General features: G+C 50.0%; 14 protein-coding genes. 2 read left to right on the top strand and 12 right to left on the bottom strand.

Features of this window, described 5'->3' with window-relative positions; translation table 11 throughout:
• Window positions 1–34: 34 nt before the first annotated feature.
• Window positions 35–1,159, top strand: a complete 1,125-nt coding sequence (locus tag FYJ64_RS03085; RefSeq protein ID WP_206045521.1) for a LuxR family transcriptional regulator — start codon at window positions 35–37, stop codon at window positions 1,157–1,159.
• A 57-nt stretch (window positions 1,160–1,216) separates the two neighbouring features.
• Here the strand turns inward: FYJ64_RS03085 and FYJ64_RS03080 are convergent, their stop codons facing one another.
• The 12 genes from FYJ64_RS03080 to FYJ64_RS03025 all read right to left on the bottom strand — a co-directional run bounded on the left by FYJ64_RS03080 (window position 1,217) and on the right by FYJ64_RS03025 (window position 12,594).
• Entirely contained in the window at window positions 1,217–2,188 is a 972-nt protein-coding gene (locus FYJ64_RS03080) for an alpha-ketoacid dehydrogenase subunit beta (protein WP_206045520.1), read from the bottom strand.
• A 17-nt stretch (window positions 2,189–2,205) separates the two neighbouring features.
• Window positions 2,206–3,171, bottom strand: a complete 966-nt coding sequence (locus tag FYJ64_RS03075; RefSeq protein ID WP_154573789.1) for a thiamine pyrophosphate-dependent dehydrogenase E1 component subunit alpha — start codon at window positions 3,169–3,171, stop codon at window positions 2,206–2,208.
• Between the two features lie 10 nt (window positions 3,172–3,181).
• Complete coding sequence (locus FYJ64_RS03070; protein WP_154573788.1) at window positions 3,182–3,904, bottom strand: 2-oxo acid dehydrogenase subunit E2; 723 nt, start codon at window positions 3,902–3,904, stop codon at window positions 3,182–3,184.
• A gap of 14 nt (window positions 3,905–3,918) precedes the next feature.
• Window positions 3,919–4,158 carry a lipoyl domain-containing protein gene (locus FYJ64_RS03065; protein ID WP_154573787.1) on the bottom strand — a complete coding sequence of 80 codons (240 nt, stop codon included), beginning with the start codon at window positions 4,156–4,158 and terminating at the stop codon, window positions 3,919–3,921.
• A 20-nt stretch (window positions 4,159–4,178) separates the two neighbouring features.
• Entirely contained in the window at window positions 4,179–4,970 is a 792-nt protein-coding gene (locus FYJ64_RS03060; RefSeq protein WP_154573786.1) for an SDR family NAD(P)-dependent oxidoreductase, read from the bottom strand.
• 204 nt (window positions 4,971–5,174) lie between these two features.
• A complete protein-coding gene (locus FYJ64_RS03055) occupies window positions 5,175–5,960 on the bottom strand; it encodes an enoyl-CoA hydratase/isomerase family protein (RefSeq protein WP_154573785.1) in 786 nt (261 codons plus the stop codon).
• A 203-nt stretch (window positions 5,961–6,163) separates the two neighbouring features.
• Complete coding sequence (locus FYJ64_RS03050) at window positions 6,164–7,276, bottom strand: ABC transporter ATP-binding protein (RefSeq protein WP_154573784.1); 1,113 nt, start codon at window positions 7,274–7,276, stop codon at window positions 6,164–6,166.
• 44 nt (window positions 7,277–7,320) lie between these two features.
• Window positions 7,321–8,802, bottom strand: a complete 1,482-nt coding sequence (locus tag FYJ64_RS03045) for a glycoside hydrolase family 32 protein (RefSeq protein ID WP_154573783.1) — start codon at window positions 8,800–8,802, stop codon at window positions 7,321–7,323.
• A gap of 47 nt (window positions 8,803–8,849) precedes the next feature.
• Complete coding sequence (locus tag FYJ64_RS03040) at window positions 8,850–9,506, bottom strand: YesL family protein (RefSeq protein WP_154573782.1); 657 nt, start codon at window positions 9,504–9,506, stop codon at window positions 8,850–8,852.
• A 21-nt stretch (window positions 9,507–9,527) separates the two neighbouring features.
• Complete coding sequence (locus FYJ64_RS03035; protein WP_075712990.1) at window positions 9,528–10,391, bottom strand: carbohydrate ABC transporter permease; 864 nt, start codon at window positions 10,389–10,391, stop codon at window positions 9,528–9,530.
• The gene (locus tag FYJ64_RS03030; RefSeq protein ID WP_154573781.1) at window positions 10,391–11,269 is read right to left on the bottom strand and encodes a carbohydrate ABC transporter permease; all 879 of its coding nucleotides are present in this window, start codon (window positions 11,267–11,269) and stop codon (window positions 10,391–10,393) included. Before FYJ64_RS03030 ends, FYJ64_RS03035 begins: the two co-directional genes overlap by 1 nt.
• A gap of 23 nt (window positions 11,270–11,292) precedes the next feature.
• A complete protein-coding gene (locus tag FYJ64_RS03025; protein WP_328596980.1) occupies window positions 11,293–12,594 on the bottom strand; it encodes an ABC transporter substrate-binding protein in 1,302 nt (433 codons plus the stop codon).
• Window positions 12,595–13,006: 412 nt separating this feature from the next.
• On the opposite strand from FYJ64_RS03025, the gene FYJ64_RS03020 reads away from it, so the two are divergent.
• Complete coding sequence (locus tag FYJ64_RS03020; protein WP_154573780.1) at window positions 13,007–14,092, top strand: LacI family DNA-binding transcriptional regulator; 1,086 nt, start codon at window positions 13,007–13,009, stop codon at window positions 14,090–14,092.
• The last annotated feature ends 43 nt before the right edge of the window (window positions 14,093–14,135 follow it).

The following is a 14,135-nucleotide window of genomic DNA, read 5'->3' as shown; positions in this document are numbered from 1 at the left end:
GCAACCGTCATCCATCAAGGAAGTTTCGGCATTATTGAATTTTCTCTATGAACTGCCCAATGACTATACCAACTACCCGGATCATGTTCTGGAGTTGATCGACCGATATTTTCCGTTTCATAAACTGACCTTTATCCCGCTGAATTCCAGTTTTGCCACACTGAACAGTTCCAATCCGGACACCTGGTTCAACGAAATCCGCACGCGCGGTCTCAGTGAACAACTGCTGGAACAGTATTACACCAGAGCCGTGGATCTAGACCCCTTTCGGGCTCGTAATCTCCCTGCTCAACTGCGTTTCCGACCGGTCATTCAGGTAGAAGAAGCCTTCCCGGAAAAAAATTCTCGCAGCGCCAGGTACCATTCCTTCCTGCGGGATGCAAATGTTCCTTATCAGACGATCCTGAATCTGGTATACGATAAGGTCAGACTTGGAGTCATTTCCATCTATCGATCTGAAGAGGAAGGACCTTTGTCCCGGGATGAAATATGGATCCTTGAGGAGCTCAGTCGCTTCATCGCACAGCACTATATGATTGCTATCTCCCAGACAAGTCGGCATCTTGCCGAGGAACTCTTCAACTCCTGCTACCAAAATGTAGACTTCGGCGCCATGATATTAGACAACAAGAGGGACGTTGTCCAAGCAAACGATTGCGCCCAGAAGTATTGCGATATCATATACAATGCTCTTTTCCGCGAGTGCGATCCGTTGTCAGATGAATCCGCCTCTGAGAATCTGCACACTGTACAGTATGTGATGACACAGTTTCAGGAACGACTTGTCACTGACAACGAGCACATCACTATTCCCATCGACAATGCCCTGTTCGAATTTCGGATTAATTCCTTCATTTCCATCGATGAGAACTTCAGCAAAATCAGCCTGAATTATCTTCTCTTCATTTTCCAATCCTCTTATATCTCAGAGTCCGAAAAACTGGGATATTCCAGAATCCGGCAGAAACTAACGGATCGGGAGTGGGAGATTGCAAAACTGATTTCTCAGGGGCTGACCAACGCCAAGATCGCGGAACAGACCTTTATCAGTCTGAACACGGTGAAAACTCACATTCAGCATATTTACGAAAAACTGAACGTCCAAAACCGTGTTTCTCTTATGCAGCTTCTTTCCGAGGAAAGCAAGTCTCAGTATTAGGGTTTATAATCGTCGATACCGGCATCAACTGCCGGTATCGTCTTTTTTGTCAGTGTCCTATTTCACCATTTCCTTAATGGTCTTAGCAATACTGTCTTCACTTGGAATCATGAAGAGCTCTGCTGTCGCATACGGTATTGGTGAATCGATTGCACCCAGTCTTCTGATCGGTCCCTTCAAAGCATTGTAGCATGTTTCCCCAATATTGGAGGCTATGTCCGCAGTCCAGTTACCTTCACGGCAGCCCTCTGCCACCATCAGCAGTCTTCCTGTCTTCCGTACAGATGCCTCAACGGTTTCATAATCAAAGGGTTTGATTGTCCTCGGATCAATCAGTTCAATACTGATTCCGGCCTTTTCCAGCTCAGGCAGGAGCTTGAAGATGCGCATGAGCATCAGCTGTCCTGCAACGACTGTAATATCTGTTCCTTCCTTGCATACCTTAGCTTTTCCGATAGGAACGATCTGATCTTCACCAGTCTGTACATCACCGGGAACCCTATACAGCGCTTTGTGTTCCCAAAACAGCACCGGGTTGTTGTCCCTGATAGAGGCCTTCATCAATCCGTAAGCATCCTGTGGAGTAGAGGGTTCTACCATCTTCAAACCCGGGGCATTCATGAACCAGCTGTCTACGGTCTGGCTGTGATGCGCACCAATTCCTCCGCCAGCACCCTGAGGTCCGCGGAATACCACCGGGCAGCATACCTTTCCGTGAGACATGTATCTCATCTTGGATGCCTGATTGACAATGGCATCATAAATCAAAGTACTAAAGTCTGCGAACATGATCTCAAACACCGGACGCTTCCCGTACAGCGCTGCCCCCACGCACATATTGGCGGTTCCAGCCTCTGCAAGAGGTGTGTTGATCACACGATCCGGCCATATCTTATAGAGTCCGGTGGTTACGCCAAAAGTACTTCCCATCTCTCTGATATCTTCGCCCATCAGAAATACGTTTTCGTCACGCTCCATTTCCTCTTTCAATGCGGTATTCAGAGCCTGTATCATTGTCATTTCTGCCATGATTTCCATCTCCTTTCTCAGTCTGCGAAAACAAGTTCCGGCCCGATAACGTCTTCCGGTGTAGGAATTTCCGCCTGCACTGCCTGCTCAAAGGCGGCGTTGACTATCTTGCCCTGTGCCTCATCGATAGCATTTAACTCTTCTTCCGTAGCAATGCCTTTGGACATCAGGAATTCGCGGCAACGTTTCACCGGCTCGTGCTTCATCGCTTCTTCTGTCTCGGCAGGATCCCGATACACAGTAGGATCACCCTCGAAATGTCCTCTCAGACGATAGGTTTTCAGCGATATCACATTCGGCTCACCTCTACGAGCTTTCTCCAGACCGATACGGATCAGTTCTCTTGCCTCGAAGATATCATTACCGTCTCCAAACATGACGGGAAGACCCATTCCATATGCTCTTTCTCCCGGATCCCTCAGACGACTGACATCGTGCTTGCGTGTGGAAATCGTAATATCATTGTTCTCGATGATCATGCAAACCTTCAAATTTCTTGATGCAATCACATTCATCACTTCGTTGACTGCACCCTCTTCCAGAGTCCCATCGCCGATTCCCAGAATCAAACAACCTTCAGTGTCATCAAATTCGGTTAGAGCCAAACCGAAACCTGCGCCGATAGCCTGATTTTCGCCCATTAGACCGTTAGATGGGCAAATGTGATGCTCTGGCGAGAAGATATGCACATAGCTGGCAACTCCCCCACACAAGGAACTCTTTCTGCCGATCATCTCGGTAGTAAAGTCGTTAATTCCGCATGTCAACGCATACAGCGGATGACATCTCGGGTGCGGACTCAGCCAGTCGGCGTCCTCCTTCTCCAGATAGATTGCCATCTGAATCGCCTCCTGACCAACAGCCAGGTGGTAAAATCCAGGGAGCTTTCCTGTCGCCAGCAGTTCCGGGACCTTCATCTCATACTGCCTGGCAAAAGTCAGCTTCTCATATGTGTCCATGTAGTATTCTTTTGGATATTTCATAATGATCCTCCTATTCTATCGTGATTATCTGATCCGCCACCGCGGCCATCTCCGAGAACGTCCTCATGAACATCGAGGCTGGGGCACCGTTGATAGCGCCATGATCAAGGGTAATTGAAAGGTAAGCTTTGGGGCAGATCCCAATGGACATGTCCTCCAATACCACCGGCTCATTCTGAATTCGTCCAACAGCGATGATTCCAGATTGGGGCACATTCAGAATGGGATCCGCATTATCCACATTAAACATCCCAATGCTGCTCAATGTGAAGGTTCCACCCTCCATCATATCCATGGTGAGCTGATTGCTCTTGACCTTCTCCTGGATTTCCTTCATTCCCGCAGAAATGTCCAGCAAAGACTTACTTTCACAGTTTTTGATTACTGGAACAATAAGCTGTCCCGTGGGTGTACCCACGGCGACACCCATATTGATCGAAGAGTAGTAAATCAGTTCACTTTCTGTCCGAGAGCAATTCACCTCAGGATGTTTCTCGATAGCCATAGCTGCGAGCTTTACAAAAATATCTGTGATACTTACTTTGTATCCCTCTTCTTTTAACTTCGCTCTCAGTTTGACCACACCGCTCACATCTGCATGAACAAACCCCGAAACCTGAGGTGCTCTGCGCATACTTTCCTGAAGAGAATCCAGTGTCAACTTGCGGATTCCGATCATCTTCTCAATTTTACTTATAGTTTTACCATCCTGCGTAGTTTCGCCCACCTGCATGATTTCACCACCTTTTAGTCCTCGATGTATCCGATGATGTCGCCGCAGTTAGCCTTCTCACCAACCTGCGTATTGATCTCCGTCAGAGTCCCGTCATGCATCGCTTCCAGGTCATTGGTCAGTTTTTCTGTCATAATACTGCAGAGTTTGTCGCCCTTTTTCACCGGATCTCCGACGTTCTTATACCACTCAACAATCTCTCCATCTTCCATCGTCGCGCCGAATTTCGGCATGTTTACCTCATACTTAGCCATTATTTTCTCCCTTCTTTTTATCAATCCATGTGCATACCGCCACAAATATTCAATGCCTGTCCTGTAATGTTCTTTGCCAAATCAGAAGAAAGGAACAGCACCGCATTTGCAATATCTGTTGTCTCCTGCGGTCTCGCAAGCGGAATATGATCAGAACAGAATTTGTCAAAGAATGCGTCCTGCTTCTCCTCATCACCCGGAATAATCTGCCTCAAATATTTCATCCAAATATCTGTCTTGATGATGCCTGGGCACACTGCATTGTACTGCAAACCGAATTTGGCTCCCAACATAGCGTAACTCTGGGTCAAGTTGATGATCGCAGCCTTCGTCATAGCATAATGGGGAACCAGAATGCTTCCGCCACGGCCTGCCACGGATGAAAAATTGATAACTCTTCCTTCTCCCTGTTCCTTCATATACGCAAGAGCCAGCTTGTCGATAATATCAGTACCGTTGATGTTGATGTCCATCATCTTTGCAACTGCATCCGGATCCGCCTCGTGCAACATCTGATAAACGCATATTCCTGCGGCATTTACAACGATGTCAATCTTGCCAAACTTGTCCTTCGCAAGTTCAAACATTTTCTTTACCTGAACTGCATCAGTTACATCACACTCTGCTGCATATGCCTGGACACCATACTTATCTGCAATCTCCTTAGCTGCATCTTCTGCTCCCGCAACGTTCATGTCGCCTATCACGATGTTGGCACCGCAATCTGCCATTAGACATGCCGTCTCCTTACCGAGCCCGGTCGCAGCACCGGTGAGAATTGCGACACGATCCTTCAGTTCGATACTTACCATTCGTTTACCTCCTCTTTCGATTTTGTTTACGTTGTAACCATCCTATCAGACCTCCCTCGCTTCTACATCGCACCCCGGAATGATGTTGTTCTTCTCGGCCCGTATCACCCCTTTTTATGATTTTTTAAAAGAGCAGATCGCTTTCGCGTCTGCTCTTTCATGTTGTATGATTCTTCGAATGCTCTCCTCTGCTCATACCGTCATCTATTTTCCCTGGAACTGCGGTTTTCTTTTTTCGACAAAGGCTGCAACACCTTCCCTGAAATCACTGCTATGGCTAACCTTCAATTGTGTCGGTTTTTCACCATTTTCCAGATACATAGGCAACTCTCGATAGGCTGCGTAATAAACCTGCCGCTTCAAATTCTCATATGCTTTCAGTGGTCCTTTTGCGATTTTATTCGCCCACTTCTCCGTTACAGCCTCCAGTTCCTTAGACTCCACAACCTCTGTTGCCAAGCCGAAAGCCAAAGCATCCGCCGATTTCATCGGCTCTCCTGTAATCATAAATTTCATCGCCTGTGCCATACCTAGAGAATGGGTTAACAGATACGTTCCACCGGTGTCTGGTACCAGCCCTACATTAACAAAAGCCTGTACCAGCGTTGCTCTGTCTGACAAAAGAACAATATCTCCTGAAATTGCCAGACTGGCTCCTGCTCCTGCGGCGACACCATCCACTTGTGTGATGACCAGTTTCCTCATTGTCTTTATCTCTAAAACCAGTTTACCCACATTCTCCACCAGCTCGGTAAAATCAATGTCATCTCCTGCCTGAAGTTTTTTGTAACTATATACCAGATCCCCTCCCGCAGAAAAAGCTTTTGCGCCAGAACGCAGAACAACCACCTTGATCTCATCATCCTGATCACATGACTGCAGTCTCTCCAGAAGCTCTGCAGACATCTCTACATCAATCGCATTCAGATTATCCGGACAGTTCATTGTTATAATTCCAATGCCATCCCTTTTGTCCAAAAGCGTTTTCATCACTATCACCTCGTTTCGTTACTGATCCGTCATAAAATATTAACAATATATTTTATTCGTAAAAATTATTCTTTGCATATCCCCCTAAAGGTTGATTTGTAATATTCTAAATTTTTACTCATTACGGGGGATATTCTCCTCCACAGCAAAAGCGGGCATCCCGCCATAGCAGAACACCCGCTTTCGCTGTAGTATAGAGCAGTTTAGAAAAGAATATTCTTCTCGGTTTCTTTGTCGAAGAGGTGAATCTTTGACATGTCAAGCGCGAACACCGCATCGGAGCCCTGACGCAGCTGCGTGTTGGAATTCACCCGCGCGGTGACCTGCGTTCCCTCAACATCAAAGTAGAGATACGCTTCAGCCCCCAGCATCTCGTACACCTTAATCTTCGAACGGATCACACAGTCCGGATTGGCTTTGATGAATTCTTCGTCATCGGAAATATCCTCCGGACGGATGCCGAGAACGACGGTTTTGCCGTCATAGCCGCCGTCGATCAGAGCCTGTTTTTTGTCTTCCGGCACATGAAGTACATGCTCTCCGACAGCAAGAGTCACGTTCTCGCCGTCAACGCTCACCTTCGCATCCATGAAATTCATCTGCGGCGAGCCGATGAATCCTGCGACAAACAGATTGCACGGTCTGCTGTAGAGATTATCCGGCGTATCGATCTGCTGCACCACGCCCTGCTTCATGACGACGATCCGCGTTCCCAGCGTCATCGCCTCTGTCTGATCGTGTGTTACATAGATTATCGTAGCGCCCAGCCTCTCATGGATTTTGGAAATTTCAATCCGCATCTGGACTCTCAGCTTGGCGTCCAGGTTGGACAGAGGCTCGTCCATCAGGAATACCTTGGGGTTTCTGACGATGGCACGGCCCATGGCGACACGCTGACGCTGACCGCCGGAAAGCGCCTTCGGTTTTCTGTCCAGCAGTTTCTCCAGATCCAGAATACGGGCCGCCTCACGAACCTTACGGTCGATCTCGTCCTTCGGCAGCTTCCTCAGTTTCAGCGCGAAGGCCATATTGTCATATACGGTCATGTGCGGGTACAGCGCATAGCTCTGAAACACCATGGCGATGTCCCGATCCTTCGGCTCCACATCGTTCATCAACTTCCCGTCGATGCGGAATTCACCCTCTGAAATGTCCTCCAGACCCGCGATCATCCGCAGCGTAGTAGACTTCCCGCAGCCGGAGGGTCCGACAAAGATAATGAATTCTTTATCCTCCACCTCCAGATTGAAATCAGTCACGGCATGATAGCCGTTGGGATATATTTTCTGAATTCCCTTCAAAGACAAATTTGCCATTTCTTCTCTCCTTTTTCTTATCCCGATAACGGTTCCGTCCTGAATCAGATTTCCAGGCGGTATTTTTTTATATTCAGTATCGCTTTTCCTTTTACATGGAAGGAGATTCCCTCCGCCTCCCGGGGCGTCTCCAGGGTGACGGTCATGACCTTTTCTCCTCCGTTTACAAAGACTTCTGCGCTGTACCGGTCCAGGATCATCCGGAAACTAAGCCTCCCGTTCTCGTGGCTGATACCCGCCTCTCTGTGACGGATGATCGCCCGTCTCTGGCCCGAGAATTTCCGGTCGATGGAAATCACCGAATCCTTCGGGCGGAAGCAGAACTCCGTGTAAAACCTCTCATCGCAGGCGAAGCGGCACCGGAACTCTCTGTATCCTTCCACCGGGTCCTGCGCCCGGATCTCCACCTCCAGATCCACCAGCCTGCCGCTGATTCCGTGAATGCTCAGATCTGCGTCATCCAGCCGAACATTTTCTCTCACCACCGGGTCTGTGCGGTATGCGGAAAGTTCTCTGACCGGAGTCTGGTACAGCACCCCGTCCCGAACCGAAAGCTCCCGCGGGATACTCATCTGCCCGAATACCGGATGTGTAAGCGTCCGCAGACTCGTCGTGTCCGGATTCTGCATCCAGCCGATCATAACCCTTCTCCCGTCCGGCGTCAGCGTTGTCTGCGCCGCATAGAAGTCGATGCCATAATCCGCCGCATGGTCGCATTCCTCCGTGAAGATCCCTGTTTCCCGATCGTATTCGCCGACAAAGTACACGCAGTTGTTTCCGCTGTGATATTCCATCCCTGACGGCAGCATGTCCATGGCGCTGACCAGCAGCACATATTTCCCGTCCAGCCGGAAGAAATCGGGGCATTCCCACATCCGGCCGATGCGGTCATGATTCTCTGCCAGGACAGTATCGAAATCCCATCGCATCCCGTCCTCGCTGCGGAACAGCACAACCTGCGTGTATCCGCCTTCATTGCGGCAGGCGATGACGACGCCATAGCTTCCGTCCTCCTCCCGCCACATCTTCGGATCCCGGAAATCATACGGGCTCCCACCCTTCGGGAGGTCTGCCGCAGTAATTACCGGATTTCCTTTGTATTTCACATAATCCAGTCCGTCGCCGACGGCAAGGTTCTGCGTCTGTACAAAGGCTCCCCCGAACTCCTTCTCGGATACCGCACCGGTATACATCAGCAGCTGTTTCCCGTCGCGCATTGTCACCGCGCTTCCGGAGAAACAGCCGTCCCTGTCGTAGGACTCGTCCGGCGCAAGTGCTGCCGGCAGATACGTCCATCGGATCATATCATCGCTGACGGCGTGTCCCCAGTGCATGGGACCCCAGTGTGAGCTGTACGGATAATACTGATAAAACAGATGGTATTTTCCTCCATAGAACGAGAACCCGTTGGGGTCATTCATCCATCCGATCCGAGGCGACAAATGGAACGCCGGTCGTTCCGTCTCGTCGATCTGCAGTTCAGTCTCCTCTTCATAATGTCTTGCTTCATTCAATGCCTGACTCATCTTGTCACCTCTTCAGATGGCTGCAGTTCTGCAGTCTTCTCCGCAGCTTATTTCTCTTCCTTCGAGACAGCCCCGGATTTGGGATTTATCCCTGCTTCCATTTTTTTAAAAACCGGATCATAGAGCAGCGTACAAAGATATCCCGGAAGGCTGACCCCGTACAGCAGAATGGCCAGAGGAGCCGCCTTATGCAGATACAGCAGTACCGCGCCCCACACGACCCATACCAGAATCATCCCCATTGTCCGGGGCAGATTCCCTACTGAAAGCCGCGCCGCGTTTTTCAGCGTTTCCCGGACGGTGTTTTCAAACCGCGCCAGCAGACCGAAGCTGTATGCCGCCAGCGCCACCGCGTAGACTGATACAAATGTCAGAAACAGCATCAGCGCCGTTGTTTCCTTTGTATCAAACCGCCGCAGCGCCAGCAGATCCACCGCAGCCATCGCCGCGAAACCGGCGTAAATCAGGCCCAGCCCGATTCCCTGCCGCAGGTTGTCCTTCAGAGACCTGAAAAACATCTTTGTGATGTAGGTCTCCTCATTCCGCACCTGATGAATCATCACATAGTTCATGGCAGTCAGCGACGCTCCCATCGTTACGACCGGAAGAGCGCACGCCAGCGTCAGGAGATTCAGAACCGCCAGATCCACAAGCCGCGACAGGAAACGCATAATCGGATTATTTGTGTCAAAAAACCGCTCCATATTCTCTCCGGCTCCTGTTTATCAGCCCTTGACCGCGCCTGCCGTAACTCCTGCGACGATATATTTCTGCAGGAACAGATACAGGATCAGAATCGGCAGCATTGCCAGCAGCAGCGCCGCCATCACCAGACCGATGTCTGTGGAATACGTCCCGTAGAACATCTGTGTCGCAATCGGAATGGTGTACAGCTGTTTTTCACCCAGCACCAGGCTTGGCAGGAGGTAGTCATTCCAGAAGGCCATCGCGTCGATAATCGCCACCGTCGCCACCGTCGGCTTCAGCAGCGGGAACACGATTTTCCAGAAGGTCTGCCACCTGGAGCAGCCGTCAATGAGAGCGGCCTCCTCCAGTTCAAGGGGAATATTCGTGTTAATCGCTCCATGGAACATGAACGTCGCCATGGAAACAGAAAATCCGGTATGCATCAGAATCAGCGTGATCCTGCTGTTCAGGATATGGAAAATTCCGCCGTATACGGATACCAGCGGTACCATCAGCACCTGGAACGGGATGACCATGGACGCGATCATCGCTGCGAACAGAATCGCACACGCCTTCCATCTTCCGTTGCGAACGATTACAAAAGACGCCATCGCCGAAAACAGAATCGTCAGCACGGTCGCACAGAAGGTGATGACTGCGGAGTTCCTGAACACGTTCCAGAAATCCATCTTGGCCATCGCATCCGGGAAATTCCGGAGTGTGAATCCATGGGCGCCGATGAGCGCCAGCGGATCCGAATTGATATCGCCCTTGGTCTTGAATACGTTAATCAGTACCAGAATAAACGGCGCGATAAAGAGCAGGAATACGAGAATCAGCACGATGATCATGATCACATGCTGAATCTTCTTTTTTCTTGCGGCCTGTTCACTCGCATTCATTATGCCTGCACCTCCCCCTTCTTACCGACATAGACCTGGGTAATTCCTATGACCGCGCAGATTACAAACAGAATCAGCGCCTCTGCCTGGCCGGTGCCATAATCTTTGTAGACAAAGGCTTTGTTGTATACGTGCATCGCGGCAAGAACGGAAGAGTTGAACGGTTCGCCCTTGGTCAGCGACAGGTTGACATCGTATACAACGAAGCATCTGGTAATGCTCAGGAATATACATGTTACAAAGGAAGTCCTCATCAGCGGGATCGTCACATTCCACATAGCCTGCGAGGGCGTACATCCGTCGATCATGGCCGCCTCCTTCAGACTGTCGGAAACGCCCATGAAGCCCGCCACATAAATCAGCATCATATAACCCGCATACTGCCATACCGATACCAGTACCAGGCAGAACAGCGCACCGGAGGGCGTTGACAGAAGAGACGGGACGGTTCCCGCCGCGATGGCCTCTCCCAGTGCGACAAAAGCACGGTTGAATACGAATTTCCATACATATCCCAGAACGATTCCTCCGATGAGATTCGGAATGAAGAATCCCGCCCGGAAGAAATTCTGACCTTTGACTCCGCTGGTCACAAGATACGCCAGCAGAAAGGCCACCACATTGATGAGTATGACGGCAAACGCGGAATAGATCAGTGTCCTTCCGATCGCCGCCCAGTAATAGTAGTCCTTGAATGCCGAAATATAGTTCGCAAATCCCACGAAAGGTTTGCTTACAGAGACTCCGTCCCAGCTGGTGAAGGTCAGATATAGTCCATATACGAATGGAATAATGATCACCATTGAAAAAAGGATCAGAGCCGGACCGGCAAACATCAGGAACTGTTTTGTCTTATATGACATCGTGTTTCTTTCCATTAGATGTTCTCCTTACGAATCCCTCATTCGTCCTCATGTTTCGTTAACGTCTTAGTCTTCCAGTAAGTGGTTACCGCCTTCGCGAACCCCTTGCGGGTATCCATGCCGGCCAGATATTTCTGGAAGGCTGCGCCCAGAATCGCGTAATGATCGTCCGGCAGGTAATTGTAGTTAGGAATAAGCTTCCCGGCATCCGCATACTTCTTGACGGACCGGCCCAGCGGATCCTTCACCTGCAGGCGAATATTTTTGTACGCGGGAACAAGCGCGCAGTCGTCTACGATGAACTTCTGTCCTTCGTTGTTATACACCAGCCAGTTGAGGAAGGCCTTCGCCTCTTTCCTCTGCCTGTCCGAGGTGTGCTTCGAGGAATCGATGAAAAAGAATTTGGAGCCGCCGCCCACTAATTCTTTGTTCATTCCATCGTCGATATTCTGCGGAACCGGCATAATCCCCATGTTCTTGCTGTAATCATATGCGCTGAGCACGGACCAGTCCCAGTTGCCGCCGAACATGAATGCGATTTCCCCCTCTGCAAGTTTCTGCTCGGAAACCTCACGTTCTGCGGAGATCGCGCTGTCCTTGGAATAATTGTTTGCCATCAGAACATCAAACGTGTCCATCAGCGCATTGAATTTTTTGTCTTTGCTGAGATCGATGGAGCCGCTGCTCAGTCCCCGGACAAAGGCGTCGGGATTCTTTCTCTCTTCATAGACCTGCGCCAGGTAATGCGCCGCCAGGGACCAGTCTTCCTTCATGATGCCGGTCGGATGCTTCATTCCGCCCTTTCTCAGCTTCGCAAGAAGCCCCTTGAATTCTGTCAGTGTGGAATAATCGGATGGGTTAAATTTCTCTTTCGTGATCTTTTCAATCGCATCGGCGTTATAGATCAGACCTCTGGCCTCTACGCAAACCGGAAAACCGTAGACTTTGCCGTCGATACTGATCTCATAGTCGGTGTCCCTGACCCATTTCTGATCACTGAGATCTACCGCGTGCTCCTTCGCCAGTGAATAAACATCCTTGGCGTCGACCATCGAGATGGTATAGGGATTGTTGGACGCATACTTTGTAGCCAGGTGAGCCGAGACCGTGTCGCTGGAGTAATAGACCTCCACCTTCACGCCCGTCTCCTTCTCGTATCTCTTTGCCATTTCGAGCATCTGATCCTGAATTTCCATCTTGGAATTGAAAATCGTAATTCCGCTGCTGCTTCCCGAAGTCTGGGAATCCGTATCAGATGAGGTTCCGCAGCCTGTCAGAAGGAAACCTGACATCGCCGCAATCACAGTCAGAGCAATCAGCTTTTGAATTCTTTTCTTCACTCTGCTACCTCCATGTTCTTTCCCGGGATCCATATTCACGGCACGCGTCCTTCCGCAGATGTGCCTGTCGGGGTGCATTTCCCTGATGCCGGAGCATCGTTTTCAGACTGTGCGGGATGCATACCCCCGGTGCCGTAGCGCATGCGCTGTGTGTCTGAATCCCTAACAAAGTAACCGGTTATTTTTTACAATAATTTTACATTGTTTGTAATTCTCTGTCAACCGGTTTGTTTCTAATATTGTCTAATTTCTAACAAATCTAACCAGTTCCTCTCGATTCTTCCACATTCTCCCTTTTTTGCACAGAATAAAAATTCAAGTAACCGATTACTTTCACTATTGCAACCGGAAAAAAACTGTTTTATAATCGCTTTAGACAAGAACAGTGTGAAAGGCGGTGACTGTATATCCCATGGCGAAACGAAACGTGACCTACCAGGACATAGCACGTTATACAGGCTTCTCGAAGACAACAATATCAAGATTTTTTAATCGTCCCGAATCGGTTACTCCCGATCACAGGAAACAGATCCGGGACGCGCTTGACGTGCTGGATTACAAAAGCAACAAGGTTGCCCGGATACTCGCCAACGGTCAGACGGAATTCATCGGGCTGATCGTGCCGAATCTTTACCTGGGTTTTTACGCAGAGCTTCTGAACCTCTTCCTGAACACCTATGAAAAATACGGGTACAAATTCATCGTCTTCAGCGGAAGCAGTCACGAGGAAACGGAACGCCGCTACATCAGCGAACTCCTATCCTACAAAGTAGAGGGACTCATTGTTCTCAGCCATACGATTCCTTCCATCGAGCTGGCATCCTACGGCATTCCCGTCGTCGCCGTCGAACGGGAGGACCGCTATATCAGCAGCGTCAATACCGATAATTATTCCGGGGCCGTTCAGGCGACAGAACTTCTGTACCAGTGCCGCTGCGACATCTGTCTTCACATCAATTCCCAGGATTATGATCCGCAGGTTCCCGCCAGCGCCCGCATCACCGGCTTCACCGACGTATGCGAGCGGCACGGTATGGACTGCAGAATCCTTCCCTATACGCTCGGCAACAGCTACGATGACCTTCAGACGAAGGTTGAAACCATTGTCGAAGACATCATCGCTTCATATCCCGGAAAGCGAAAAGGAATCTTCTGCAGCAACGACACAACCGCCGGTATCGTGCTGAATCACATTCTCCGAAAGTACGGTCATCTTCCCGACGAATTCAAGATCATCGGATTCGACGGTTCCCCCGCCGCGAGGCAGGCGGTCGTTCCGATCAGTACGGTAGCGCAGCAGACGGATAAGCTCGTAGAATCCGCTATGGAACTTCTCGTCAGACAGATCTCCGAATACGCAACGGGTGCATCCGCACGGGAAGCCGATTCCGCAGGGAACACGGAAAATGCGGTAAACGGCGGAGACTCTTTTTCGCTGAAACCCGAACACAGAATCATTCCGCCCATCCTGATGCCGCGCGGCACCAGCCGTCCGTGACGCGTCGGACTGCCTTTGTGACCTCCCGCAAAAGGCTCTGCCT

Source organism: Hornefia butyriciproducens, from assembly GCF_009695915.1.
Taxonomy (GTDB): domain Bacteria; phylum Bacillota; class Clostridia; order Peptostreptococcales; family Anaerovoracaceae; genus Aminicella; species Aminicella butyriciproducens.
Note: the sequence above shows the minus strand (reverse complement) of the source record. Positions and strands in the feature narration are given on the sequence as shown.

Coding starts and splice junctions, on each gene's coding strand:
- FYJ64_RS03080 (WP_206045520.1), bottom strand. CDS start 2,188: ATGGCAGAAATGACAATGATACAGGCTCTGAATACCGCATTGAAAGAG.
- FYJ64_RS03075 (WP_154573789.1), bottom strand. CDS start 3,171: ATGAAATATCCAAAAGAATACTACATGGACACATATGAGAAGCTGACT.
- FYJ64_RS03070 (WP_154573788.1), bottom strand. CDS start 3,904: ATGCAGGTGGGCGAAACTACGCAGGATGGTAAAACTATAAGTAAAATT.
- FYJ64_RS03065 (WP_154573787.1), bottom strand. CDS start 4,158: ATGGCTAAGTATGAGGTAAACATGCCGAAATTCGGCGCGACGATGGAA.
- FYJ64_RS03060 (WP_154573786.1), bottom strand. CDS start 4,970: ATGGTAAGTATCGAACTGAAGGATCGTGTCGCAATTCTCACCGGTGCT.
- FYJ64_RS03055 (WP_154573785.1), bottom strand. CDS start 5,960: ATGAAAACGCTTTTGGACAAAAGGGATGGCATTGGAATTATAACAATG.
- FYJ64_RS03050 (WP_154573784.1), bottom strand. CDS start 7,276: ATGGCAAATTTGTCTTTGAAGGGAATTCAGAAAATATATCCCAACGGC.
- FYJ64_RS03045 (WP_154573783.1), bottom strand. CDS start 8,802: ATGAGTCAGGCATTGAATGAAGCAAGACATTATGAAGAGGAGACTGAA.
- FYJ64_RS03040 (WP_154573782.1), bottom strand. CDS start 9,506: ATGGAGCGGTTTTTTGACACAAATAATCCGATTATGCGTTTCCTGTCG.
- FYJ64_RS03035 (WP_075712990.1), bottom strand. CDS start 10,391: ATGAATGCGAGTGAACAGGCCGCAAGAAAAAAGAAGATTCAGCATGTG.
- FYJ64_RS03030 (WP_154573781.1), bottom strand. CDS start 11,269: ATGGAAAGAAACACGATGTCATATAAGACAAAACAGTTCCTGATGTTT.
- FYJ64_RS03020 (WP_154573780.1), top strand. CDS start 13,007: ATGGCGAAACGAAACGTGACCTACCAGGACATAGCACGTTATACAGGC.